This window comes from Serratia sp. CY43202 (genome assembly GCF_052168755.1).
GTDB lineage: Bacteria > Pseudomonadota > Gammaproteobacteria > Enterobacterales > Enterobacteriaceae > Serratia > Serratia bockelmannii.
The window spans coordinates 1-23,791 of sequence record NZ_JBJNMB010000002.1; the positions used below are offsets into that span (position 1 = coordinate 1).

The window sequence follows — 23,791 nt, forward strand, 5'->3', positions numbered from 1 at the left end:
ATGCCGGCGCCCGGTTGCACCAGGTTGACGATCACCAGACCGATACTCGGCGCGATGGTGCTGACGATTTCAAAATACAGCATTCAGGCGTTCGACACCGTGTATTCCGACGCCAACAACGAGGCCGGCTTCCTGCAGGAAGCGGCGCTGATCAAACAGCTCGGCTTCGACGGTAAATCGCTGATTAACCCGCGCCAGATTGAGCTGCTGCACAACCTGTACGCGCCGACCGCCAAAGAGGTGGCGCACGCGCAGCGGGTGGTGGACGCCGCCGAAGCGGCGGAGCGGGAAGGGCGCGGCGTGGTGTCGCTCAACGGAAAAATGGTCGACAGCCCGGTGATTGAACGCGCCCGGCTGGTGCTGGAGCGCGCCGCGCTGTCCGGCTTGCGGGAAGAACCGGCGCAGCACGGGGAGGAAGCATGATGAACCGCCAACAACGATTGATGACCTTCGCCAACCCGGCGGATCTGCCGGGCTATCAGGACGTGTCCAAAGCCAACCTGCAGGCGCGCAAACCGCGCGATCTCAAGCTGTGCGACTCCTTGCAGGAAGCGGTGCGCCGCAGCGGGCTGCAGGACGGCATGACCATCTCCTTCCACCATGCGTTTCGCGGTGGCGATTTGACCCTCAATCAGGTGATGGAGACGCTGGCGGCGATGGGGTTCCGCAACCTGACGCTGGCCTCCAGCTCGCTGACCGACTGCCATGCGCCGCTGGTTGAGCATATCCGCCACGGCGTGGTGAGCCGCATTTACACCTCCGGGCTGCGCGGCCCGCTGGCGGACGCGGTTTCGCGCGGGCTGCTGGCGGAGCCGGTGCAAATTCACTCGCACGGCGGCCGGGTCAACCTGATCGAATCCGGCGAGCTGAAGATAGACGTGGCCTTCCTCGGCGTGCCGGCCTGCGATGAGTTCGGCAACGCCAACGGCTACAGCGGTGAAGCCTGCTGCGGCTCGCTCGGCTATGCGCGGGTGGACGCCGAGGCGGCGGGCACCGTGGTGCTGCTGACTGAGCAGCTGGTGCCGTATCCGCATCATCCCGCCAGCCTGGCGCAGGATCGGGTGGATCTGATCGTGCAGCTGGAGCGGGTGGGCGATGCCGACAAGATCGGTGCCGACGCCACGCGCATGACCTCGAACCCGCGCGAGCTGCTGATCGCCCGCCGCGCCGCCGAGGTGATCGCCGGTTCCGGCTACTTCAGCGAAGGGTTCTCGCTGCAAACCGGCACCGGCGGCGCCTCGTTGGCGGTGACCCGGTTCCTGGAGGACAAGATGCGCGCCCGCGGCATTCGCGCCGCGTTCGCCCTCGGCGGCATCACTTCGACCATGGTGGATCTGCACGAGAAAGGGCTGATCGGCAAGCTGCTGGACGTGCAGAGCTTCGATCGGGCGGCGGCGACCTCGCTGGCGCGCAACCCGCGCCATATCGAAATCAGCGCCAACCAGTACGCCAACTTCAGCTCCAAGGGCGCCTCTGTCGATCGGCTCGACGTGGTGGTGCTCAGCGCGCTGGAAATCGACACCGGCTTTAACGTTAACGTGCTGACCGGCTCCGACGGCGTGCTGCGCGGCGCGTCCGGCGGCCACTGCGACACCGCCGCCGCCGCGCGGCTGGCGATCATCGTCGCGCCGCTGGTGCGCGGGCGCATCCCGACGCTGGTGGAGCAGGTGACTACCTGCGTCACGCCGGGCTCCAGCATCGACATTCTGGTGACCGACCACGGCATCGCCGTCAACCCGGCGCGGCCGGAGCTGGCGCAGCGCCTGCGGGAGGCCGGCCTCGAGGTGGTGAGCATCGACTGGCTGCGCGCCCGTGCGCTGCAGCTGACCGGCGAACCGCAGCCGATCGCCTTTACCGACAAGGTGGTGGCGGTGGTGCGCTACCGCGACGGCTCGGTGATCGACGTGGTGCATCAGGTGGCGGAATAAACGATGGCCGCCGTCGATCCCCAGCTGGCCGCCGAACGTGCGGTCAGCCTGCCGGCGCTGCTCACCAGCCGCGAATGCCGCCAGGCGCGCCAGCAGGCGTGGCTGGCGCAGCACGAGTGCACGCTGCTGGTGCTGACGCTGGTGGTGCCCGGTCCGGTGAAGGACAGCGCGTTGACGCGCGGCATCTTCAATCTGGGGTGGGCGGCGCTGCTGCGGCTGTGCGCCGAACAGGGTTGGCCCAGCCCGCAGGCCGAGGCGCTGGCGCTCGCCACCGGCTGCGAAGGGTTTGTGGCGCTGCGCGCCGATGCCCAGCGGGTGAAAGACTGCGCCATGCAGCTGGAGGTGAGCCGCCCGATCGGCCGGCTGTGGGATATCGACGTGCTGGATACGCGGGGGCGCATTTTGTCGCGCCGCGACATCGGCCTGCCGGAACGGCGCTGCCTGCTGTGCGGCCAACCGGCCAAGATCTGCGCCCGCCAACGGCGGCACAGCAGCGAGCAGCTGCTGCATGAAATGGAAAGGATGTTCAACGATGCGATCTCTGCCGATTAATCTGCCTGCCCGCCGCACCGAGCCGGCCTGCGGCTTCGCCCGCGCCGCTTTCCGCGCGCTGCTGGTGGAGGTCAACCTCACGCCCAAACCGGGGCTGGTGGATCGCCATAATACCGGCGCCCACCGCGACATGGATCTCGGGCACTTCTACCGCAGCGCCCGCGCCATCGGCGTGTGGCTGCCGCGCTTTATCCAACGCGGACGGGAAGACGCGGCTTTGCCGGCAGAGCAGCAGCTGGCGCGGCTGCGGCCGCTTGGCCTGGCCTGCGAAAACCAGATGTTTCGCGCCACCGGCGGCATTAACACCCACAAGGGCAGCGTGTTCTCACTCGGGTTGCTGTGCACCGCCTTCGGCCGCCTGCAGCAGCAGGGCCGCGCCATCGGCGCAGAAGCGCTGTGCGCCGAGGTGGCGGCGATGTGTCGGGGGCTGGTGGAGCGTGAGCTGCGGCGCAACAACGCCGGGCAGACCGCCGGCCAGCGGCTGTTCGCCGCGCACGGGCTGAGCGGCGCACGCGGCGAGGCGGAGGCGGGTTTCCGGCTGGTCATTGACGGCGCGCTGCCGCTGTATCGGCAACGGCTGGCCGCCGATGGCGACGAACAGCGGGCGCTGCTGGACAGCCTGCTGTGGCTGATGGCCCACAACGACGACACCAACGTCGCCTCGCGCGGCGGCCTGCACGGGCTGCGCTGGCTGCGGCGCCGGGCGGCCTGGCTGCTGGCGCAGGGCGGCTCGGCCGGGGAGGCGGGCCTGGCGCGCCTGCAACGCTTCGATGCCGACTGCATCGCCCGTAACCTCAGCCCCGGCGGCAGCGCCGACCTGTTGATAGTGACCTGGCTGCTGGCGCAGCTGGGTGCCCAAGAATAATAACCAAGCCTTCAGGAGAGTCCCAATGTCCCAAACCCAGGAAAAGATCTGGAAAGCGATAGCGCCACTGGCGGTGCTCGCGATCCTGTTATTGATACCGGTGCCCGACGGCATGCCGCCGCAGGCCTGGCACTACTTCGCCATCTTTGTGGCGATGATCGTCGGCATGATTCTGGAGCCGATCCCGGCCACCGCCATCAGCTTTATCGCGGTGACCGTCAGCGTGCTCAGCGCCAACTGGGTGCTGTTCGGCGCGCAGGAGCTGGCGGAACCGGGCTTCAAGGCCGGTAAAGAGGCGCTGAAATGGGGTCTGGCGGGCTTCTCCAGCACCACCGTCTGGCTGGTGTTCGGCGCCTTTATCTTCGCGCTGGGCTACGAGGCCACCGGGCTGGGGCGGCGCATCGCGCTGTTCCTGGTGAAGTTCATGGGCAAGCGCACGCTGACGCTGGGCTATGCGGTGGTGATCATCGATATCCTGCTGGCGCCGTTCACGCCGTCCAACACCGCGCGCACCGGCGGCACGGTGTTCCCGGTGGTGAAAAACCTGCCGCCGCTGTTCGATTCCTTCCCCAACGATCCCTCCTCGCGCCGCATCGGCGGTTACCTGATGTGGATGATGGTGGTCGGCACCAGCATCAGCTCCTCGATGTTCGTCACCGGCGCCGCGCCGAACGTGCTGGGCATCGAGTTCGTCGGCAAGATCGCCGGGGTGCACATCAGCTGGATGCAGTGGTTCCTGGCGTTCCTGCCGGTCGGCCTGCTGCTGCTGATCATCGCGCCGCTGATCTCCTACTACCTGTACAAACCGGGCGTGACCCACAGCAGCGAAGTGGCCGCCTGGGCGGATACCGCGCTGGGGGAAATGGGCAAGCTGACGCGCAAGGAGTACACTCTGATCGGCCTGGTGCTGCTCAGCCTGTGTCTGTGGGTGTTCGGCGGCAAAATGCTGGACGCCACCGCGGTATGCCTGCTGGCGGTGTCGCTGATGCTGGCGCTGCACGTGGTGTCGTGGAAAGAGATCACCAAATACTCCAGCGCCTGGAACACGCTGGTTAACCTGGCGACGCTGGTGGTGATGGCCAACGGCCTAACGCGCTCCGGCTTTATCGACTGGTTCGCCCAGACCATGAGCACCCACCTGGACGGCTTCTCGCCGAACATGACGGTGGTGGCGCTGGTGCTGGTGTTCTACTTCGCCCACTACCTGTTCGCCAGCCTGTCGGCGCACACCGCCACCATGCTGCCGGTGATCCTGGCGGTCGGCAAAGGGCTGCCGGGCGTGCCGATGGAACAGCTGTCGATGCTGCTGGTGCTGTCGATCGGTATCATGGGCGTGCTGACGCCGTACGCCACCGGGCCGGGGGTGATCATCTACGGCTGTGGCTACGTGAAATCGAAAGACTACTGGCGCCTGGGCGGCATTCTCGGCGTGGTGTACATCGCCGCGCTGCTGCTGATCGGCTGGCCGATCATGAGCCTGTGGTACTGAGTTGAAGCCACGCGGCCACCGCCCGGTGGCCGCGGTTACGATCCTTTCCCGTGAACCCTGTCACACACTTGTCACACTAACCCCGCCATCATACGCAGGCAAACGCTAACACCTTAAAAATAATCATTTTCCGGGAGCCTCTGCGGATGAGAAAAAAAACGTTATTGCTGTGCCTGCCTTTGTTATTCACCGGGAACGCGCTGGCGGACGCCGGCGGTTATCAACTGGAGCAGGTGCTGGTGATGAGCCGCCATAACCTGCGCGCGCCGCTGGCCAACAACGGCAGCGTGTTGGCGCAGTCCACGCCGAAGGCTTGGCCGGCCTGGGAAACGCCGGGCGGCCAACTGACCACCAAGGGCGGGGTGCTGGAAGTGTATATGGGGCACTACTTCAACGCCTGGCTGAAGCAGACCGGCCTGTTGCCGCAAGAGGGCTGCCCGACCGCCGGCAGCGTGTACGTCTACGCCAACAGCCTGCAGCGCACGGTGGCCACCGCGCAGTTCTTCAGCAACGGTGCGTTCCCTGGCTGCGACGTCAGCGTGCATCATCAGGACAAGATGGGCGAGATGGATCCGACCTTCAACCCGATCATCACTGACACCAGCGAAGCCTTCAACCAGCAGGCGCTGGCGGCGATGAACGCCGCGCTGGGATCGCTGAAGCTGGACGCCTCTTACCAACAGCTGGCGAAGATCATCGACTACAAGGATTCCGCCGCCTGCAAGACCGACAAACACTGTGACCTGACCAAAGAAGCCAGCGTGATGAGCGCGGTGCCGGGCAAAGAGCCGGGCGTCTCCGGCCCGCTGCGGGTGGGCAACTCGCTGGTGGACGCCTTTATGCTGCAGTATTACGAAGGTTTCCCGATGAAAGAGGTGGCCTGGGGCAAAATCGCCACCCCGCATCAGTGGAAGCAGCTGGCGCAGTTGAAAGACGGCTATCAGGATTCGCTGTTCACCTCGCCGGTGGTGGCGCAAAACGTCGCCAAACCGCTGCTGACCTACATCAACAACGCGCTGCTGGGCGAGCGCAAACCGGACGCGCCGAAGTTGACGGTGCTGGTCGGCCACGACTCCAATATCGCCTCGCTGCTGTCGGCCATGCAGTTCCAGCCGTATCAGCTGCCGCAGCAGTACGAGAAAACGCCGATCGGCGGCAAACTGGTGTTCCAGCGCTGGCGCGACGCGCAGAACGACCGTGAATTGCTGAAGATTGAGTACGTCTATCAGTCCACCGAACAGCTGCGCAAGGCGACGCCGCTGACGCTGCAAACCCCGCCGCAGCGCGTGACGCTGGCGCTGAAAGGCTGCCCGATCGACAAAGACGGCTTCTGTGCCTGGAGCGATTTCGAAAAGACCATGAAAGGCATCTTGTAATGCCCGGCCTCTCTTCCGATCGCGGGGGAGAGGCATAGGCGCGGCTGCCGGGGGATTGTGCTTGAATCCCCTCAACCGATCACCTAGCATTTCGTTAGGTGTAACGGGGAGAGAAAACCATGCGACCATCCATTGTTCTTGCAGAACATCGCCAGGCGATCCGAAAAACGGTTGGGCTGTTCCCTGCGACCAATCCGCGGATTTTCGGCTCGGTGCTGCATGGCACCGATCGGGAGGGCAGTGATTTGGATCTGTTGGTCGATGCGTTGCCGGGTGCCACGTTGTTTGATCTGGGAGGGCTGCAGTCGGAACTGGAAGCGCTGCTGGGCATTCAGGTGGATCTGCTGACGCCGCTCGATTTGCCGCCGACCTTTCGTCAGCAGGTTTTGGCGGAGGCCCAACCGGTATGAAAGATGCGCGGTTGGTCGATTATCTGAGCCACATGCAACAGGCGGCGCAGGATGCCTGTGATTTCGTTGATGGCTTGGCGGCGGCAGATTTTATCGAAGATAAACGCACTCAGCAGGCGGTCATTATGAGCCTGATTATTATCGGTGAAGCCGTGACGAAAATCATGGATGGCAGCCCCGCGTTTACGCAACGCCATCCTGAAATCCCCTGGCGAAACATGCGCGGCATGCGTAATCGCATTGCGCACGGTTATTTTGATATCAACCTTGAAGTGGTCTGGGCGACGGTGCAAACGGCGTTGCCGGAACTGCTTACACAGCTGTTGGCGGTACGCCAGGATGCTGAGAAGTTAAACGACGGTGATTAAGCTTTCTTTGGACAGTGACTCTGGTTCCTGCCGGAGCCCCACTTTTATCCGCAATATCGAATTTTTCACGCCGGACGGCTATCCGGGCCAGGTGGCGCGCTGCCATTTTGCGCTGGCGGAGTATCGCGACGAGAGTTTTTCCGAGGCAGGCTTTGCGCTGCCGGATCATCTGGCGCGTGCGGTGCCGAAGCGCCGTGCGGAGTATCTGGCCGGGCGTGTTCTGGCGCGGCAACTGTTGGCGCCGCTCGGTTTTGCCGATTTCACCCTGGCGCGCGGCGAAGATCGCGCGCCGCAGTGGCCGCCGGGTATCGCCGGGGCGCTGAGCCATAATTCGGCTACCGCGTTGTGCGCCGTACACCGCGAGAGCGGGCTGGGTGGCGTTGGGTTGGATGTGGAGACGCTGCTCTCCGACGTGCGGGCGGAGGAGCTGTGGGGGGCGATCGTTTCGGCGGGGGAGCGCGAGGCGTTACTGCGCGAGGCGCTGCCGTTCAACGAACTGCTGACGCTGACGTTTTCCGCCAAAGAGAGCCTGTTCAAGGCGCTTTATCCGCAGGTGCGCTGTTACTTCGATTTTCTCGATGCGCGCATGGTCGCCGTGGATACGCAGCGGCAGACGTTTGTATTAGCGTTGCTTAAGACCTTGACGCCAAATTGCCCCGCCGGCCGCCGGTTTAACGGGCGTTTTTGGCGTGAAGGTGACGATGTCACGACTTTTATTTTTTGCTAAAACATAATAATAACAGTGTGTTATTTCTTGCGGCACCGTAACGCGGATGTGCCGCGGCGGGCGGAAAGATTCATTCATCGGAGATTGACCCACGGTGGGGTTCCGGTGTAGTTTATTCTCCTTTTTATAGCTAATGATAATTATTCGCATAAACATTATCATTGGTAAGGCGCAACAAAGGAGTGGTCTTGTGGCGACACTGACGACAGAAAACCAAACCTTCCCCGGGTTTGTGTACGCCGAACAATCGACCTTTTTGTACCGGTCCGAATTCCGGTCCCTCTCCGCCGACGGTGTGTTTGAGCGTATCGAAACGCCGGCGTTCGGCGGCGAGCAGGAAGGCAGCGCGCTGACGCAGCATATTCGCCAGGCGCTGGCGCGCGCCAAAGCCGCCGGCCAAGAGACGCCGGTGGTGGTGGGCGCCATTCCGTTCGATACGCGCCGGCCTTCCTGCCTGTACGTGCCTGAAAACTGCCAGTTTGTCGCCAACGACAGCTTTACCCGCGCCGCGCGCCCGATGCTGCAACAGCCGCATCGCCTGGCCGCCTGCACCAGCATTCCGGACGAGCCGCGCTTCAAGCATGCGGTGGCGGAAGCGGTCAGCCGCTTTAAACAGGGCAAGCTGGACAAGGCGGTGCTGTCGCGCATCCTCGACATCGAGCTGGAGCAGCCGGTGGCGGGCCACCAGATCCTCAATAACCTGATGGTGCAGAACCCGACCGGTTATCACTTTTCCCTGCCGTTGGCCGATGGCGGCGTGCTGATCGGCGCCAGCCCGGAGCTGCTGATCCGCAAGCAGGGCGGCGAGATCCACACCAACCCGCTGGCGGGCTCGGCGCGCCGTCAGGACGATCCGCAACAGGATCGCCTCGGCAGCGAGCGCCTGATGCGCTCGACCAAAGACAAATACGAACACAAGCTGGTGATCGACGACATCCGTCGGCACCTGGCACCGCTGTGCGCCAGCCTGAGCGTGCCCAGCGGCCCGTCGCTGCTCAGTACCGGCACCATGTGGCATTTGTCCACCCGCATTCGCGGCGAGCTGCTGAACCCGAATCTCAACGTGATGCAGCTGGCCTGTCTGCTGCATCCGACGCCGGCGCTGTGCGGCTTCCCGACCGAGAGCGCCCGCCAACTGATCGCCGATCTGGAACCGCACGATCGCGGCCTGTTCAGCGGCATCGTCGGCTGGTGCGACGCCAACGGCGACGGCGAGTGGGCGATCGTCATCCGCAGCGGCCTGCTGCGCGGCAACCGGGTGCGGCTGTTCGCCGGCGCGGGTATCGTCGCCGCCTCGACGCCGCAGTCCGAGTGGCTGGAAACCGCCGCCAAACTGGGCACCATGCTCAACGCTTTCGGCCTGAACAGCGGCGCGCTGTAGGGCCACTTTGCGGCGCAGCGCGCGCCGCATCCTATCCTTTTCGCAGGAGACAACGATGAACAACAATATGACCCGGCTGTGCGCCCGGATGGCGGTGCGCGCATGAGCATTCAGATGGATTTCACCGGCAAACGCGTGTGGGTGACCGGCGCGGCGCGCGGCATCGGCGAGCAGATCGCCCGGCATTTTTTGACGCAGGGCGCCGAGGTGGTGGGGTTTGATCGCGAGTTCGCCAATCCGGATCTGCCTTACCCTTGCGTGACGCTGGACATCAGCCGGCCGGAGCAGGTGGAGGCGGTGTGCCGCCAACAGCTGACGGAGAACCCGCGACTGGACGTGTTGGTCAACGCCGCCGGCATTCTGCGCATGGGCAATACCGAAGATCTGAGCGTGGATGACTGGCATCAGTGCATCAACGTCAATGCCTCGGGGGCGTTTTACCTGTTCCGTGCCGTGCTGCCGCACTTCAAGGCGCAGCGCAGCGGGGCGATCGTCAGCATCGGCTCCAACGCCGCGCACGTACCGCGCGCGCAGATGGCGGCCTACTGCGCTTCCAAGGCGGCGCTGACCAGCCTGAACCACTGCGTGGGGCTGGAAATGGCGCCGTTCGGCGTGCGGTGCAATCTGGTGTCGCCGGGCTCGACCGACACGCCGATGCAGCGGGGCATGTGGCAAACCGACGATGCGCAGCAACGCACCATCGCCGGCTTCCCCGAGATGTTCAAGCTGGGGATCCCGCTGGGTAAAATCGCTCGCCCGGACGAGATCGCCAACGCGGTGTTGTTCCTGGCCTCCGACCTGGCCAGCCACATCACCATGCAGGACATCGTGATCGACGGCGGCGCCACGCTGGCCGCCTGAGTCAGACCCGCTGGCGGCGCAGCAGGTGCTGCGCGCCTTCCGCCGCCAGCAGCAGCACCGCCAGCCAGATCGCCAGATAGGTTGGCCATTCGCTTTGGCTGATGCTCTCGCCGAGCAGCAGCGCGACGATCACCAGCAGCACCGGTTCCACATAGCTCAGCAGGCCGAACAGGCTGAACGGCAGCAGGCGGCTGGCGAGGATATAACACACCAATGCCACGGCGCTGATGACGCCGAGTAGCGGAATGCGCCAATACAGCTCGGCATTGATCGGCAACGCCGCCGCGCCGCCGTCGCCGAAGGCGAACCAGGCCGCCGCCGGCAGCATCAGCGCCAGCTCGCACCACAGCCCGCCGAGATTATCGGTGCCGAAACGCCGCCGCAAAATAAAGTAGAGCGGATAGCCCAGCGCCACCACCAGCGTCGGCCATGATACGCCGCCCGCCTGATACAGCTCATTGCCCACCCCCACCATGGCGCACGCCACCGCCAGCTTTTGCAGCAGCGACAGCCGATCGCGGTAGATCAAACGGCCCGCCAGCACCATGGTCAGCGGCAGCAGAAAATAGCCGAGCGATACGTCGAGCGCCTTGCCGTGCAGCGGCGCCCACAGGAACAGCCACAGCTGCACCCCCAGCAGCGCCGAGGTGAGCAGCAGCCCCAGCAGGCGTTGCGGCCGTTGGCCGATCCCGACCAGCGTGTCGCTCACCCTGCGCCAATCGCCGGACAGCGCCATGAACAGCGTCAGGAACGGCAGCGTCAGCAGCGTGCGCCAGCCGTAGACCTGTTCGCCGTTCAGCGGGGTGAGGGTAGAGGTGAAGTAATACATCGCGCCGAACAAGATGGAGGCGACGACCGAAAGAGTGATGCCCTTAATCACACGCATTCCTGGTGAGTGATTGATTTTATGGCGGCTACTGTAGAGAAATTTGCCGCCAACGACAATGGCGTTGCCGGGCGCTGGACAATCGGCGGCGGCGGGTTACAATGACTACTGTGTATTTATACAGGATATGGCGATGACAATCGATCTTTTTGAAGACGCGCTGCCGCCGCCGTGGCGCGAAGAGATCGCCCCCGGCGCGGTGGTGATGCACGGTTTTGTGCGCGATCACGGGCCGGAGCTGCTGGCGGCGGTGCAGGGCGTGGTGGCCCAGGTGCCGTGGCAGCACTTGACCACGCCCGGCGGGCACGTGATGTCGGTGGCGATGAGCTGGTGCGGCAACGGCTGGACCAGCGACAGCCGCGGCTACCGCTATTCGGAACGCGATGCACGCAGCGGCAAACGCTGGCCGGCCATTCCGCCGATCCTGATGGCGCTGGCGGACGAAGCCGCGCAGCAGGCGGGCTTTGGCCCCTTCGTGCCGGATTCCTGTTTGATGAACCGTTACGATCCGGGCAGCAAGCTGTCGCTGCATCAGGATAAAGACGAACACGACTTCGGCGCGCCGATCGTCTCGGTGTCGCTCGGGCTGCCGGCGGTATTTCAGTTTGGCGGGCTGCAACGCAGCGACCGGGCGCGGCGCATTCCGCTGGCGCACGGCGATGTGGTGGTGTGGGGCGGCCCATCGAGGCTCTGTTTTCACGGCATCCTGCCGGTCAAGGAAGGCTACCACTCGCTGGTGGGGCTGCACCGCATCAACATCACGCTACGCAAGGCGCTTTAACTGCGGCTCCTGCGCCAGGCAGGCGACGAGATAGTCGATAAACACCCGCAGTTTGGGCGGCAGATACTGGTTGGGCGCGTAAAGCAACCACAGGCCGCCGTGATAGCTGCTGAGGAAATCCCATTCCGGCAACACCTGCACGATCTCGCCGTCGTCGAGCGCCTGGCGAGCGGTAAAATACGGCAGGCTGCCGATGCCGATATGCCGTTTCACCGCATCCAGCCGCACGCCGGTGTGGTTGGCGGCGTAGCGGCCGTGCACGTTGACCGTCACCGTTTTGCCGCTGCGGCGGAACTTCCATTGCGCGTCGCTCGGCGTTTCTCCCAGATAGATGCAGCTGTGCGCCGCTAGATCGTGCGGGTGCTGCGGTGTGCCGTGCTGCGCCAGGTAGTGCGGCGTGGCGCACAGCAGATGGTCTATTCTCATCAACTGGCGGCCGATCAACCCGGGCGACGGGCGATCGGTAATGCGCAGCGCCAGATCGACCCGATCGTCGATCAAATCCATGTAGCGATCTTCCAGCCGCAGCCTCACGTCCACCTTTGGGTAGCGGCGCAGGAACTCCGGCATGTGCGGATGCAGCACAAAGCGGCCCACCGCTTTGGGTACGCTGACGCTGACCAGCCCTTCGGGCTCCACGGCGCCGCGCCCGCCGATCGCCATGACCGCATCGGCCGCCGCCAGCAGGGTGCGGCAGTGCGCAAACGCCTCTTCGCCGCTTTCGCTCAGCCGCAGTTTGCGGGTGGTGCGGTGCAGCAGCTGCACCGCCAGCGCCTGCTCGAGCTTCGCCACGCTGCGGCTAACGGCGGAAGGCGAAGTGCCCAGCTTGCGGGCGGCGGCGGAAAAACTGCCGCTCTCTACCACCTGAACGAAAATGGCCATTTCGGGCAACAGCGCGTAAGAAAGATTTGTGCTCATGACGCAAAGGTCCATTGTGATGGCGGCGGATTATGCTCCGATTATGACATGAATATAATGGCTCTTCGAACCGAGGAGAAAAATGATGACCGAACGACGTTATTACTACAGCGACGATTTACAGGGCCAGGCACAGGTGTTGAGCTGCGCGCCGGCCGAGGCGGGCGCTTACGCCGTGGAGCTGGACGCCACGCTGTTCCACCCGCAGGGCGGCGGCCAGCCGTCCGATGTGGGAGCGTTAGACGGCGTCGCCGTGCTACGGGTGCAGCAGCAGGGGGATTCCGTGGTGCACTTTACCGCCGCGCCGCTGCCGATCGGGCCGGTCACGATGCAAATCGATGAAGCGCAGCGTCGGCTGCACGCCCGTTGGCACTCCGGCGGGCATCTGATCGGCTGGCTGGGCGAAACCCGGGGGTGGCGGCCGGTCAAGGCGCATCATTGGCCGGGGGAAGGGCGTATCACTTTCGCGCCGGGACCGGATGCACAGACGATAGAAGCGGACTTTTTGCAGGCGGAGCTGGCGCGCTTGATAGCCGCCGATTTACCGCGCCGCCAGCAGGCGGTGGACGGTTTGCGCCAGATCGGTTTCGGCGAGCTGCCCGCCTACGGCTGTGGCGGCACCCATGTCGCCACGCTGGGCGAGGTGGGCGCGATCGTTATCACCGGCCTAAAAATGAAGAAAGGGCAGCTGAGCGTGCAGTATGAGCTGGGTTGAACACTCTTGATCGTCGTACCTTGTACGAGTATCCTGAAAAGAAAGATCGCAGGAGGCGACGGTAATGGACTATCTGGAGTTTATCGAAACGACCGTTTTCAGCAGAAAGCGAGCCGAATTGATGAAGGATGATGACTTTCAGGCTTTCCAAAGCTATTTGCTGTTGAATCACCATGACGGGGATACGATCAGCCACACGGGCGGATGCAGAAAGATACGCTGGGGGCTGGACGGAAAGGGAAAACGCGGGGGCGTTAGAGTGATTTATTATCTGACGGCGGCCAGCGGCCGAGTGTACTTATTGTTGATATACCGTAAAAGTGAAAAGGATGATTTATCCGAACAGGAAAAGGCGATATTGAGATCCATCGTTCAACAACTTGATTAACGATGGCGAAATTGTGTGACGAAGGAATCAGGGCATTATGAAAAAAGAACTTTTCGACGATTTGGTCAGCAGCATGAACGAAATGGTGGCGATCGAAAAGGGTAAGATGACGCCAAAGTCCGAGCATGTTCACCGTCATGCTATTCCTGACGTCAAGCTGCTGCGCAAATCCCGTGGGATGAAGCAGGCGGAGTTTGCCAAGGCTGTGGGGGCCAGTGTGGGATTGGTGCAAAGCTGGGAGCAAGAACGCCGCATTCCCTCGGGATCGGCACTGAAACTTCTGCTGCTGATTGAGCGTAACCCGGCCTTGCTCGATGAGTTGCTGGTGATTTAAATCCTACTCAACGCCCGGCCTGCCGCAGCTGGGTGCAGAACGCGCATTGGCATCCCGCTACCGGCACTGCCGCGCAGCTGCCGATGTTCACCGGCTGGGCGTCCATGGCGTGAAAGCCGTAAAACAGATTTTCGATGTTTTGTTCCGCCGCGCGCGCCTGTTCCGGGCGCGGTTCGGGCACTTTCGACTGAAACGCCGCGGCCTTGCCGGCCAGCAGGCTGAGAAACAGCAGCGACAGCTGGATTTTCATCGTCGTCTTCCCCTTATTTATTTTTGATACGTTATAACAAAATATCCTTTCTGCCAAGCGGCATCGCCTTGTGCGATTTGTGCCATTGGTTAGCGATATTAGTTCGTTCAATTCCCCGCCGATTTGGTTTGTTATCTAACCCATAACTTTCAGAAATAATATGGGTGCGGCGCGAATGTTTAAGTTTTCTTTCAAGGTATTAACCGGTGGAATAGCGGTGGCGTTAGGAGGGGCGGCGGCGATGAGCCCGGCGTTGGCGGCGGTGCAGGGCGGCACGCTGATCTACCTCGAACAGCAGGCGCACACCAATCTTTATCCGCCTTCCGGTGGGTTTTACCCCAACGGCGGTATTCTCAATCAGATCACCGATAAGCTGACTTACCAGAACCCCAAGACGCTGGAAATTGAACCCTGGATCGCCGAGTCCTGGAGCAGCAACGCCGACAAAACCGAATATACCTTCAAGCTGCGCCCCGGCGTGACTTTCTCCGACGGCACGCCACTGGACGCCAACGCGGTGGCGAAGAACTTCGACACTTACGGGCTGGGCAACAAGGAGAAACGCCTGCCGGTTTCCGAGGTAATCAATAACTACCAGCGCAGCGAAGTGGTGGATCCGCTGACGGTTAAATTCTACTTCACGCGGTCGTCGCCGGGTTTCCTGCAGGGCACCGCCACTATTGGCTCCGGGCTGGTATCGCTCGGCACGTTGAACCGCAGCTACGACGAACTGGGCGATGCGCGCCATATCATCGGTTCCGGTCCGTTTGTGGTCAGCGGCGAAACGCTGGGGCGTGAGGTCGAGCTCAGCGCCCGCAAGGATTATGACTGGGGGCCGGCCAAATCGCCCCAACAAGGGCGAGCTAATCTGGACGGCATCAAGGTGATCGTCACCGGTGAGGACAGCGTGCGCATCGGTGCGCTGCAGGCCGGGCAGGCAGATTTTATCCGCCAGATCCAGGCCTATGACGAGAAGCAAACGCAGGATCAGGGCTTTATCATTTATGCCGCACCGACGCGCGGCGTCAACGACAGCATCGCTTTCCGGCCGGATAACCCGCTGGTGGCCGATCTGCGCGTGCGTCAGGCGCTGCTGCATGCCACCGACAGCAAACAGATCGTCGATACGCTGTTTTCCGTCAACTACCCGCAGGCCAAATCGGTGATCGCCTCCTCGGCCGCCGGCTTTGTCGATCTGTCCGACAAGCTGAAATTTGACCCGCAGCAGGCTAACCGGCTGTTGGATGAAGCGGGTTGGAAAAAGGGCGGCGACGGGCTGCGGGAAAAGGACGGCAAGAAGCTGGTGCTGACGGTGTATGAATCGTTGCCGCAGCCGCAGAACAAGGCGGTGTTGCAGCTGGTTTCTCAGCAGTGGGGGAAGGTCGGCGCGCGGCTGAACATTCTGGCGGGCGACGCCGGCAGCCGGGTGGCGGATAATCTCGACCCACAGAAAACCCCGGCGACGGTGGTGGAGGTGGGGCGCGCCGATCCGGACGTGATCAAAAGTCAGTTTTATCCAACCAATCGCGATGGGCTGCTGCAGAAGGGCGGTACCAGCAGCAACAGCAATTTTAGCGATGACAAGCTGAACGCCCTGCTGCTCGGCATTGCCTCCGAGGTTGACGTGCAAAAGCGCCTGCAGACAGCCGGCGAGGCGCAAAACTACCTGATTGACCAGGCCTACGTGATCCCGTTTTTTGAGGAGCCGCAGGTGTTCGCCGGCGCGCCTTATTTGAAGGGGGTGAGCTTCGAAGCGGTCGGCCGCCCGAGCTTCTACGGCGCCTGGTTAGAGAAACATTAAGGGGGCGCAATGAAGCGATATCTGGCGGGGCGCATCGGGCAGGCGGCATTGGTGCTGTGGGCGGCCTTTACCCTGTCGTTCCTCCTGCTGCAGGTGCTGCCGGGCGATGCGATCCTGATCAAATTCCAGAACCCGGACATGGGGCTGAGCCCGGCGCAGATCGCCGACATGCGCGCGGCCTATGGCGCGGATGTCCCCTTGTGGCGGCAGTATCTGCATTCCCTGGGCAGCGTGCTGCATGGCGATTTGGGCTTCTCAATGCAGGCCGGGGTGCCGGTTACCGCGCTGCTGGCGGCTAATCTGCCCGCCACGCTGCAGTTGGCGGTACTGGGCTTTGCGGTGGCGTTGCTGCTGGCGCTGATTATCGCTTTTGCTTCCAACCTGACCGGCTTCGGCTGGCTGCGTTCGGCGCTGCAGATGCTGCCGTCGCTGTTCGTTTCAGTGCCCACCTTCTGGCTGGGCATTGTGCTGATTCAGCTCTTTTCGTTCCGCCTGAAGCTGATCCCGATCATTAACCCCGGCGAGTGGCAGGGGTTGATTTTGCCGATCGCGACGCTGGCGCTGCCGATCTCTGCGCCGTTGGCGCAAATTCTGATCCGCAGCATCGATGCGGTGCAAACCCAGCCGTTCGTCGTGGTAGCGCGGGCCAAGGGCGCCAGCCGCAGCGGGGTGCTATGGCGGCATGTGGCGCGCAACGCCATGCTGCCGGCGCTGACCATCGCCGGCATGCTGTTCGGCGAACTGATCGCCGGGGCGCTGATCACCGAAACCGTGTTTGGCCGCAGCGGCCTGGGGCAATTGACCCAGCAAGCGGTGGTCAACCAGGACGTGGCGGTGCTGCAGGCGATAGTGCTGATCTCGGCCACCGCTTTCGTCATCATCAATTTGCTGGTGGATCTGCTGTTCCCACTGCTGGATCCGCGGCTGAAAACCCAGGCAGGAGCATCCCTATGAGCAGTATCTCCTTTGAAAAAGCCACGGTTCCTGAGCGCGATCTGTCCGGCGCTGAAAGTGAAGGCGCGCTGCCCGCCAGTCGTCCGAGCCGCCGCCGTGTCCCCCTGACGCTTTTGCTGGCCTGGGCGGTCATTGCGCTGGTGGTGCTGTGGGCGTTGGCGCCGCAGCTGTTTACCGCCTACAGCGGCACCGAAGGCATTGCCGGCGCGCAGCGGCTGGCGCCCGGCGGTGACCATTGGCTTGGCACCGATCAGCTGGGACGCGACCTGTATGCGCGCATGGTGTACGGCGCGTCGCAAACCCTGGCCGGCGCGGTAGTGGCGGTGGCGCTGGGGTTGGTGTTCGGCACCGCGCTCGGCCTGATCGCCGGTGCGTTGGGCGGCGTGGCGGACGACGCGGTGATGCGCGTCGTCGATGTGCTGTTGTCGATCCCCGGCCTGCTGCTGTCGCTGAGCATTATCATCCTGCTTGGTTTCGGTACGGTCAACGCCGCCATCGCGGTGGGTGTCACTTCAGTTGCCAACTTTGCCCGTCTGGCACGGGCGGAAGTGGTGCGAGTGCGGCACAGCGATTACGTTGAAGCGGCCTACGGCAGCGGCGGTAGCTTTTGGGCGGTGCTGTGGCGGCATATCCTGCCGAACTCGCTGACTTCGGTGATCGCCTTCTCGGCGCTGCAGTTCGGCAGCGCGATCCTGGCGATCGCCACCCTGAGTTTCCTCGGTTACGGCACTCCGCCGCCAACCCCGGAATGGGGGCTGCTGATCGCCGAAGGGCGCAACTACATTTCCACCGCCTGGTGGCTGACCACCTTCCCGGGCATTGTGGTAGTGGCGGTAGTGTTGGCGGCTAACCACATCAGCCGTTCGCTGGGAGGAAAAGTGCGATGAGCATGCAAGCGGCATGGCAACGGGCGGCGCGGCCGCCGGTACTGGCGCTGGACAAGGTTTCCATCGCCTATGAGGGCAACGAAGGCAGGCGAAGGGTGGTGCATGAGGTGTCGTTCACGATTGAGCCGGGCGAGGTGGTGGCGCTGGTTGGCGAATCCGGTTCCGGCAAAACCACCACGGCGCAGGCGATCATCGGCTTGCTGGCCGACAACGGCCACCTTGAACAGGGCACCATCCGGCTGCACGGTACCGATATCGCCGGCTGGTCATCGCGGCGGCTGGATGCGGTGAGAGGGGCGCAAATCAGCCTGATCCCGCAAGATCCCGCCAGCTCGCTCAACCCGGTAAAAACCATCGGCGAGCAGGTGGCGGAGATCGTCAATATTCACCGCCGGTTGCCGCGCGCGCAGGTACAACAGCGGGTGACGGAACTGTTGACTCGCGTCGGGCTGACGCACCCGGAACTGCGGGCGCGCCAGTTTCCGCATCAACTTTCCGGCGGCATGAAGCAGCGGGTATTGATCGCCATCGCTATTGCGCTGCAGCCGGCGTTGATCATTGCCGACGAACCGAGCAGCGCGCTGGACGTGACGGTGCAAAAACGCATTCTCGATCTGATCGACGAGCTGCGGCGCGAATCTGGCACTGCAGTGTTGCTGGTGACGCACGATTTGGGCGTGGCGGCGGAACGCGCCGATCGACTGCTGGTGTTCCGCCACGGCCGGGTGCAGGAACAGGGGGCTACCGCCGAGGTGCTGCGCGCGCCTGCCAGCGCATACACCCGCAAACTGTTTGCCGATGTGCCTTCATTGAGCGGCGCCGTTGCGCCGCCGCCGAAACGCAGCGGGCAGCCGCCGGCGATCGTGGTTCAGGCGCTGGTGAAGGATTTTCGGCTGTCCGGCGGCCAGGGGTTCCGCGCGCTGGATAGTGTGTCGTTTAGCGTGCCGCGCGGCACCACCCATGCGTTGGTAGGAGAGTCCGGGTCGGGCAAAAGCACGCTGGCGCGTTGCCTGCTGGGCTTCGAGCGGCCGGATGCCGGGCAGATCCTGATCGACGGCGTCAACGTTATCGGTCTCAGGGGCGAAGCGCTGCGTCAGTTTCGGCAGCGCATTCAGCTGGTTTATCAGAATCCGTTCAGCTCGCTCGATCCCAAACAGACTCTCTATCGGGTGATTGAAGAACCGCTGCTGAATTTCGCGCCGATCGGCAAACCGGAGCGCGATCGGCGGGTGCGTGAGCTGTTCGAACGGGTTGCGCTGCCGCCCGATTTGCTGAACCGCAGGCCGCACGAGTTGTCCGGCGGCCAGCGTCAGCGGGTGGCGATTGCCCGCGCGCTGGTGCTGCAACCGCGAATATTGGTATTGGATGAGGCCACGTCGGCGCTCGACGTCACGGTGCAGGCGCAGATCTTGCATTTGTTGCAAGAGTTGCAGCAGGAGCGGGACCTGACCTACCTGTTTATTTCTCACGATCTGGCGACGGTGCGGCGGATTTCGCACAGCGTTTCGGTATTGCACCGCGGTGAACGGGTGGACGGCGGCGCCACCGCCGAGCTGTTCGCCATGCCGGGGAGCGATTACACCCGTCAATTGATCGCCGCCATTCCCGGCCGCGCATCGCATGCCGGACAGCCAAAATTCGAGGAGGCGATATGAGCGGAAAAAGACTCGGTTTCTTCACCCGATTGCTGGATCAGGGCAGCGCGCAGGAGCGCTACCGGCTGGCGATCGAACAGATCGTGCACGCCGAACGAGCCGGGTTCGACACCGCTTGGGTGGCGCAGCACCACTTTCATGCTGATGAGGGTGGTCTGCCATCACCGCTGGTGTTTTTGGCGCAGGCGGCGGCACGCACCCGCCGTATCCGGCTGGGCACCGGGGTGATCACGTTGCCGATGGAGTCGGCGCTGCGGGTGGCGGAAGACACTGCGGTGCTGGATCTGTTGTCCGACGGCAGACTGGAGGTGGGCGTGGCCGGCGGCGGCACGCCGTCTTCTTTCGCCGCTTTCGGTCTCGACGCCGGTCAGCGCAACACGGCATTCGCCGAGAATTTGCGCACGTTGCTGAGTGCCTGGCGCGCAGAGGCGTTGGGCGGCGAAGACAACCGGCTGTACCCGGCGGCGCCGCAGCTGGCGCAACGTGTCTGGCAGGCCACGTTCTCGGTGGAGGGGGGGGAACGGGCCGGCCGCGCCGGTGACGGCCTGATGCTGTCGCGCACGCAGCCGCGCCCCGCGGACGCGCCTGACCTGCCGCTGGACGAACTGCAGAATCCGATCATTGACGCTTATCTGGCGGCGCTGCCGCCAGGGGTGGCACCGCGCATCATGGGGTCGCGCACCGCGTTTGTCAGCGAGAACGGCCAGCAGGCGCGCGACTTCGCCACGGCCGGGTTGAGCCGTGGGCTGGAGCGTATGCGCGCCAGCGGCCACCGGTTGGCCGATACGTCGCTCGACGGCCTGATCCGCGCTTTCGACGTGCACTTGGGCACGCCAGATCAGGTGATAGCCTCGCTGCAACGGGACAGCGCGCTGGCGCGCGTCACCGATCTGGCGTTTCAGGTGCACTCTATCGATCCACCGCACGCCCATATTCTGCGTTCTATCGATCTTATCGCCCGCCACGTGGCCCCTGAACTGGGCTGGCGGCGCGGCACGCCTGCCGCTGCTTATGAATATCACGTTGAGGAAAAGCTATGACGACATTATCGCACCAGGTCGATCTGCTGGCCGAACTGGCCGAGATTGCGCCGGATTCCACGCTGGCGCAGGCCAGAGCCACCCGTCAGGCGGCGACCGATGCCGTTCAGTCCAGCTATCTGGCACTGTTTGCGCCTGCGGACGCCGGCGATTTTCCGCTGGCGCAGCGGCTGCGCTTGGCTCAGCGCACCAGTGAATGGCACGGCGAGCCGCGCTTGGCCGCGCACTACGCTGCTCTGGTGGAACGTCAGGGCGACGCGCCGGAAGACGAGCGGCTGCCGCTGGCGTTGGCGCATGCAGAACGGTTGGCGTTTCAACCGGCCAACGCCAACGCCCAGCACTTGCAGGCGCTGCGGCAGGCCGGCTGGTCGCTGGACGCCATCGTCACATTGTCGCAGTTAATCGCCTTTGTCAGTTTCCAAAGCCGCTTGCTGCGGGGCTACCGGCTGTTGGGCGGCAAGACGGACGACGCTGCGGCGCATCAGCCGGTAACGGCCGGCCGCTGGCGTACGGAGCGCACGACGCGAGGCGGCCGTCACGCGCCGCCGGCGTTTACCCGGCAAGAACTGGGGTGGGAGCCGTGGATCGCCGCCAAACCGTTGGCGGAATTCGATGACGCCGGCCGGGCGTTGCTAGAGCGGTTTGGCCACGCCGATTCCGATTACTTCCGCCTGTTGGCGCGCAACCATCCGGTGCTGGAACAACGCACGCTGGCGGACCGGGCGATTTTTTATACCTCCGGCGGGTTGGCGCGGCAGGATCGCGAGCTGGCGGCAACGGTCGCCAGCAAGGTGAACGGCTGCATCTACTGTGCCTCGGTGCATGCGCGCAAGGCGGCGCAGCTGTCGAAGCGCGAAGCCGAGATAGATCGGTTGCTGGCGGTGGCGCCGGGCGGCGCGTTGAGCCAGGGGCAGGATGACGCCTGGCAAGCGCAGATAACCTTTGCCGCCGCACTATCCGCAACGCCGCCGCAGGCCGACGCCGGGCAGCTGGCGGCGTTGCGCGCTCAGGGCCTGGATGAGCTGGCGCTGTTGGATTTGGTGCAGGCGACGGCGTTTTTTGCCTGGGCCAACCGGTTGATGTTGACGCTGGGCGAACCTTATCTCTGATCCCTGCCATCTTTCAGGTGGCGGCATTGTCGGCTGCAACCTGGAATCCACCGGACATCTGGCGTTGGCGCTTTCGGCAGGGGATCACATCGGCCAAACCGCCTCGCGCACGGCGATCGCTCTGGGCAGCAGCCCGAGGGCGTAGAAGCGGTCGGCGATGCTTTGCTGCTGGCGGATCACCTGTAAATCCATGGCGCGAACCTCGTGGCTGCGGCGCGACAGCGCGAGTTCCAGTGAGGCGCTCGCCAGCCCCAGTTCGTTGGAAAGGTGACGAGCGGCTTCTCTCGGCTGCGCGGCGATGTAGCGGCCGGTGTGCTGCAGCGCCTGCATCAGCGGCCGCAACAGATCGTCCGAACGCTCGGCGAAGCCGCGGCGCGCCAGGTAGAATTGCTGATTGAGCACCCGCTGGGTGCCGTCGGCGAGCACGCGCAGTTCCCCGTTGCGCTGCGCGTCGCTGAGCAGCGGATCCCACATCATCCAGGCGTCCACCGCCTGCAGGTCGGTCGCCGACAGCGGATACTTCGGCGGCGCGTAGACGATACGCACGTCGTTCAACGTCAATCCCTGTTCGTCCAGCATCTGCAGCAATAAATAGTGCACGTTGGAGCCTTTGTTGAGCGCGATGCGTTTGCCGCGCAGATCGGCGGCGCTGCGTATTGGGCTGTCTTGCGGCACCACCATCGCCACGCTCTGCGGCGCAGGCGGCTCAAAACCGACGTACACCAGCGCATTGCCCTGTGCCTGGGCGAAGATCGGCGGCACTTCGCCGGTGGTGCCGAAGTCTATCTCATCGCCGTCGAGCGCGTGCAGCAGCTGCGGCCCGGCGGGAAACTCGCTCCACAACACGCTGATGCGCTGTGTGGCGAAGAGCTGTTCCAGGCTTTGCCGCGCCTTGAGCACCCCGAGGTTGCCGAACTTTTGATAGCCGATGCGCAGTTCGCGTTCGGGCAGAGACGCTGCGGCGATGGCCGGTGAATGTGCGGGTGCGCCGGCGCTGCGACGGCGCGGTTTGATCAGACCAAGATGTGCCAAATGGGTGCGCAGGGTATTGCGGCTGACGCCAAGCAACGACGCCGCTTGCAGCTGGTTGCCGCCGCTGCTTTCGAAGGCGTTGCGCACCAGCGCATCCAGCACCCGTTGGTAAAGCTGTGCGCTGTCGCCTTGCAACTGCCGCTGCACAAAGCGGTCGATGGCGTCGTCGCTGCCGCCGTCGTTATCCGTCAGGCGATGGGTGAGCTGCAGTTGCTGCGGTGCGATCGCCCCCTCCTGGCTCAGCAAGACCGCATTATGCAGCGTGTTCTCCAGCTCGCGCACGTTGCCAGGCCAAGGGTAGTCCAGCAGCGCCTGCTGCGCTTCCGCCGTCAACCGCGGCAGTGGCCGTTCCAGACGGCGGGCGTACAGCGCAAGAAAATGTCTGGCCAGCACCGGAATATCCTCCGGCCGCTGGCGCAAGGGCGGTAAAGTCACCGCCGCCACGTTCAGGCGGTAATAGAGATCTTCACGGAACCGCCGTTGGCGAATCGCGCCGGCCAGATCGACGTGGGTGGCGGCGATGACCCGCACATCGATCTTCAGCGGTTTGCGCGAACCGACGCGGGTGATCTCCCGTTCCTGCAGCACGCGCAGCAGCTTGACCTGCAGCGACAGGTTCAACTCGCCGATCTCGTCCAGCAGCAGGGTGCCGCCTTGCGCCGCTTCGAACCAGCCCTGATGAGTGCCGACGGCGCCGGTGAAGGCGCCTTTCTCATGGCCGAACAGTTCGGCTTCCGCCAGGCTTTCCGTCAGCGCGCCGCAGTTGACCGCCAGGAAAGGTTGATGGCGGCGCGCGCTGTGGTGGTGCAGATAGCGCGCCACCACTTCTTTGCCGGTGCCGGTTTCACCGACGATCAGCACGGTGGCGTCGGTGGGAGCCAGCCGATCGAGCACGCTTTGCAGAGCGAGCGACGCCGGATCGATCAGCACCGGCTTGTCGGCGGCGAACGGTTGGGGATCGTACATGGGCGTCTCCTGTCTACGACGATGGGAAAAAAATCTTATCCCAGCCAATGGGCAGCCGCGAGAGGATAAAAGGCGCACGGTGCTGCATTGGCAACAGCTTTCCGCCGCTGCCTGCTGC

General features: G+C 63.8%; 25 protein-coding genes. 21 read left to right on the plus strand and 4 right to left on the minus strand.

The features are described from left to right. From ACJ8J5_RS01945 to dhbA, 11 genes are all read left to right on the plus strand, one after another. On the plus strand, positions 1–423 hold a 423-nt coding region (locus ACJ8J5_RS01945), incomplete at its 5' end, for an aldolase/citrate lyase family protein (RefSeq protein WP_442520465.1). Next, positions 423–1,928, plus strand: coding sequence for a citrate lyase subunit alpha (citF, locus tag ACJ8J5_RS01950; RefSeq protein ID WP_060433538.1), 1,506 nt, complete (start codon positions 423–425; stop codon positions 1,926–1,928). The genes ACJ8J5_RS01945 and citF, both read left to right, overlap by 1 nt. 3 nt (positions 1,929–1,931) lie before the next feature. Further along, positions 1,932–2,480: a citrate lyase holo-[acyl-carrier protein] synthase gene (citX, locus tag ACJ8J5_RS01955; protein ID WP_197781642.1), complete on the plus strand. Its 549-nt coding sequence runs from the start codon at positions 1,932–1,934 to the stop codon at positions 2,478–2,480. Beyond that, on the plus strand, positions 2,461–3,345 hold the full coding sequence (gene citG, locus ACJ8J5_RS01960) for a triphosphoribosyl-dephospho-CoA synthase CitG (protein ID WP_197781641.1): 885 nt from the start codon (positions 2,461–2,463) through the stop codon (positions 3,343–3,345). The genes citX and citG overlap by 20 nt, the downstream gene beginning before the upstream one ends. A gap of 25 nt (positions 3,346–3,370) precedes the next feature. Then, on the plus strand, positions 3,371–4,834 hold the full coding sequence (locus ACJ8J5_RS01965; protein WP_004940821.1) for an anion permease: 1,464 nt from the start codon (positions 3,371–3,373) through the stop codon (positions 4,832–4,834). A 146-nt stretch (positions 4,835–4,980) separates the two neighbouring features. Then, positions 4,981–6,210, plus strand: a complete 1,230-nt coding sequence (gene agp, locus ACJ8J5_RS01970) for a bifunctional glucose-1-phosphatase/inositol phosphatase (RefSeq protein WP_049295954.1) — start codon at positions 4,981–4,983, stop codon at positions 6,208–6,210. A 119-nt stretch (positions 6,211–6,329) separates the two neighbouring features. Next, positions 6,330–6,620, plus strand: coding sequence for a nucleotidyltransferase family protein (locus tag ACJ8J5_RS01975; protein ID WP_197781640.1), 291 nt, complete (start codon positions 6,330–6,332; stop codon positions 6,618–6,620). After that, positions 6,617–6,988, plus strand: coding sequence for a HepT-like ribonuclease domain-containing protein (locus ACJ8J5_RS01980; protein WP_043143151.1), 372 nt, complete (start codon positions 6,617–6,619; stop codon positions 6,986–6,988). Before ACJ8J5_RS01975 ends, ACJ8J5_RS01980 begins: the two co-directional genes overlap by 4 nt. A gap of 7 nt (positions 6,989–6,995) precedes the next feature. Continuing rightward, the gene (locus tag ACJ8J5_RS01985; protein ID WP_414104370.1) at positions 6,996–7,715 is read left to right on the plus strand and encodes a 4'-phosphopantetheinyl transferase family protein; all 720 of its coding nucleotides are present in this window, start codon (positions 6,996–6,998) and stop codon (positions 7,713–7,715) included. A 190-nt stretch (positions 7,716–7,905) separates the two neighbouring features. Then, complete coding sequence (locus ACJ8J5_RS01990; protein WP_141998473.1) at positions 7,906–9,096, plus strand: isochorismate synthase; 1,191 nt, start codon at positions 7,906–7,908, stop codon at positions 9,094–9,096. Positions 9,097–9,198: 102 nt separating this feature from the next. Next, positions 9,199–9,957 (plus strand): 2,3-dihydro-2,3-dihydroxybenzoate dehydrogenase, encoded by a 759-nt coding sequence (gene dhbA, locus ACJ8J5_RS01995; RefSeq protein WP_141998472.1) that lies wholly within the window; start codon positions 9,199–9,201, stop codon positions 9,955–9,957. Between the two features lies 1 nt (position 9,958). Here dhbA and rarD read toward each other — a convergent pair whose 3' ends face one another. Beyond that, positions 9,959–10,837 carry an EamA family transporter RarD gene (gene rarD, locus ACJ8J5_RS02000; protein WP_049204989.1) on the minus strand — a complete coding sequence of 293 codons (879 nt, stop codon included), beginning with the start codon at positions 10,835–10,837 and terminating at the stop codon, positions 9,959–9,961. A gap of 139 nt (positions 10,838–10,976) precedes the next feature. On the opposite strand from rarD, the gene alkB reads away from it, so the two are divergent. Then, positions 10,977–11,624: a DNA oxidative demethylase AlkB gene (gene alkB, locus ACJ8J5_RS02005; protein WP_414104371.1), complete on the plus strand. Its 648-nt coding sequence runs from the start codon at positions 10,977–10,979 to the stop codon at positions 11,622–11,624. Here the strand turns inward: alkB and ACJ8J5_RS02010 are convergent. After that, positions 11,607–12,542: a LysR substrate-binding domain-containing protein gene (locus ACJ8J5_RS02010; RefSeq protein ID WP_197810526.1), complete on the minus strand. Its 936-nt coding sequence runs from the start codon at positions 12,540–12,542 to the stop codon at positions 11,607–11,609. The two genes, alkB and ACJ8J5_RS02010, sit on opposite strands and share 18 nt — an antisense overlap. An 85-nt stretch (positions 12,543–12,627) precedes the next feature. Between ACJ8J5_RS02010 and ACJ8J5_RS02015 the strand changes: the two genes are divergently transcribed. The 3 genes from ACJ8J5_RS02015 to nadS all read left to right on the plus strand — a co-directional run bounded on the left by ACJ8J5_RS02015 (position 12,628) and on the right by nadS (position 13,979). Continuing rightward, the gene (locus ACJ8J5_RS02015; RefSeq protein WP_342095564.1) at positions 12,628–13,257 is read left to right on the plus strand and encodes an alanyl-tRNA editing protein; all 630 of its coding nucleotides are present in this window, start codon (positions 12,628–12,630) and stop codon (positions 13,255–13,257) included. A 64-nt stretch (positions 13,258–13,321) separates the two neighbouring features. Then, positions 13,322–13,645 carry a type II toxin-antitoxin system RelE/ParE family toxin gene (locus ACJ8J5_RS02020; RefSeq protein WP_173890115.1) on the plus strand — a complete coding sequence of 108 codons (324 nt, stop codon included), beginning with the start codon at positions 13,322–13,324 and terminating at the stop codon, positions 13,643–13,645. A gap of 37 nt (positions 13,646–13,682) precedes the next feature. Continuing rightward, a complete protein-coding gene (nadS, locus tag ACJ8J5_RS02025; RefSeq protein ID WP_060420390.1) occupies positions 13,683–13,979 on the plus strand; it encodes a NadS family protein in 297 nt (98 codons plus the stop codon). A gap of 7 nt (positions 13,980–13,986) precedes the next feature. Here nadS and ACJ8J5_RS02030 read toward each other — a convergent pair whose 3' ends face one another. Continuing rightward, the gene (locus tag ACJ8J5_RS02030; protein ID WP_025303447.1) at positions 13,987–14,229 is read right to left on the minus strand and encodes a hypothetical protein; all 243 of its coding nucleotides are present in this window, start codon (positions 14,227–14,229) and stop codon (positions 13,987–13,989) included. 241 nt (positions 14,230–14,470) lie between these two features. On the opposite strand from ACJ8J5_RS02030, the gene ACJ8J5_RS02035 reads away from it, so the two are divergent. The 6 genes from ACJ8J5_RS02035 to ACJ8J5_RS02060 are packed head-to-tail and all read left to right on the plus strand — an operon-like array spanning position 14,471 to position 21,675. Next, positions 14,471–16,030 (plus strand): TIGR04028 family ABC transporter substrate-binding protein, encoded by a 1,560-nt coding sequence (locus ACJ8J5_RS02035; RefSeq protein ID WP_342095565.1) that lies wholly within the window; start codon positions 14,471–14,473, stop codon positions 16,028–16,030. A 9-nt stretch (positions 16,031–16,039) separates the two neighbouring features. Further along, positions 16,040–16,984, plus strand: coding sequence for an ABC transporter permease (locus ACJ8J5_RS02040; protein WP_049203579.1), 945 nt, complete (start codon positions 16,040–16,042; stop codon positions 16,982–16,984). Next, positions 16,981–17,871, plus strand: coding sequence for an ABC transporter permease (locus ACJ8J5_RS02045; RefSeq protein ID WP_060433520.1), 891 nt, complete (start codon positions 16,981–16,983; stop codon positions 17,869–17,871). The genes ACJ8J5_RS02040 and ACJ8J5_RS02045 overlap by 4 nt, the downstream gene beginning before the upstream one ends. Continuing rightward, positions 17,868–19,526 (plus strand): dipeptide ABC transporter ATP-binding protein, encoded by a 1,659-nt coding sequence (locus ACJ8J5_RS02050; protein ID WP_049203573.1) that lies wholly within the window; start codon positions 17,868–17,870, stop codon positions 19,524–19,526. The genes ACJ8J5_RS02045 and ACJ8J5_RS02050 overlap by 4 nt, the downstream gene beginning before the upstream one ends. Next, positions 19,523–20,566, plus strand: coding sequence for a putative FMN-dependent luciferase-like monooxygenase (locus tag ACJ8J5_RS02055; RefSeq protein WP_043143170.1), 1,044 nt, complete (start codon positions 19,523–19,525; stop codon positions 20,564–20,566). The genes ACJ8J5_RS02050 and ACJ8J5_RS02055 overlap by 4 nt, the downstream gene beginning before the upstream one ends. After that, a complete protein-coding gene (locus ACJ8J5_RS02060; RefSeq protein WP_342099523.1) occupies positions 20,563–21,675 on the plus strand; it encodes an alkylhydroperoxidase domain protein in 1,113 nt (370 codons plus the stop codon). Before ACJ8J5_RS02055 ends, ACJ8J5_RS02060 begins: the two co-directional genes overlap by 4 nt. An 84-nt stretch (positions 21,676–21,759) precedes the next feature. Here ACJ8J5_RS02060 and ACJ8J5_RS02065 read toward each other — a convergent pair whose 3' ends face one another. Further along, positions 21,760–23,673, minus strand: a complete 1,914-nt coding sequence (locus tag ACJ8J5_RS02065; protein ID WP_414104372.1) for an aliphatic sulfonate ABC transporter substrate-binding protein — start codon at positions 23,671–23,673, stop codon at positions 21,760–21,762. Between the last annotated feature and the right edge of the window lie 118 nt (positions 23,674–23,791).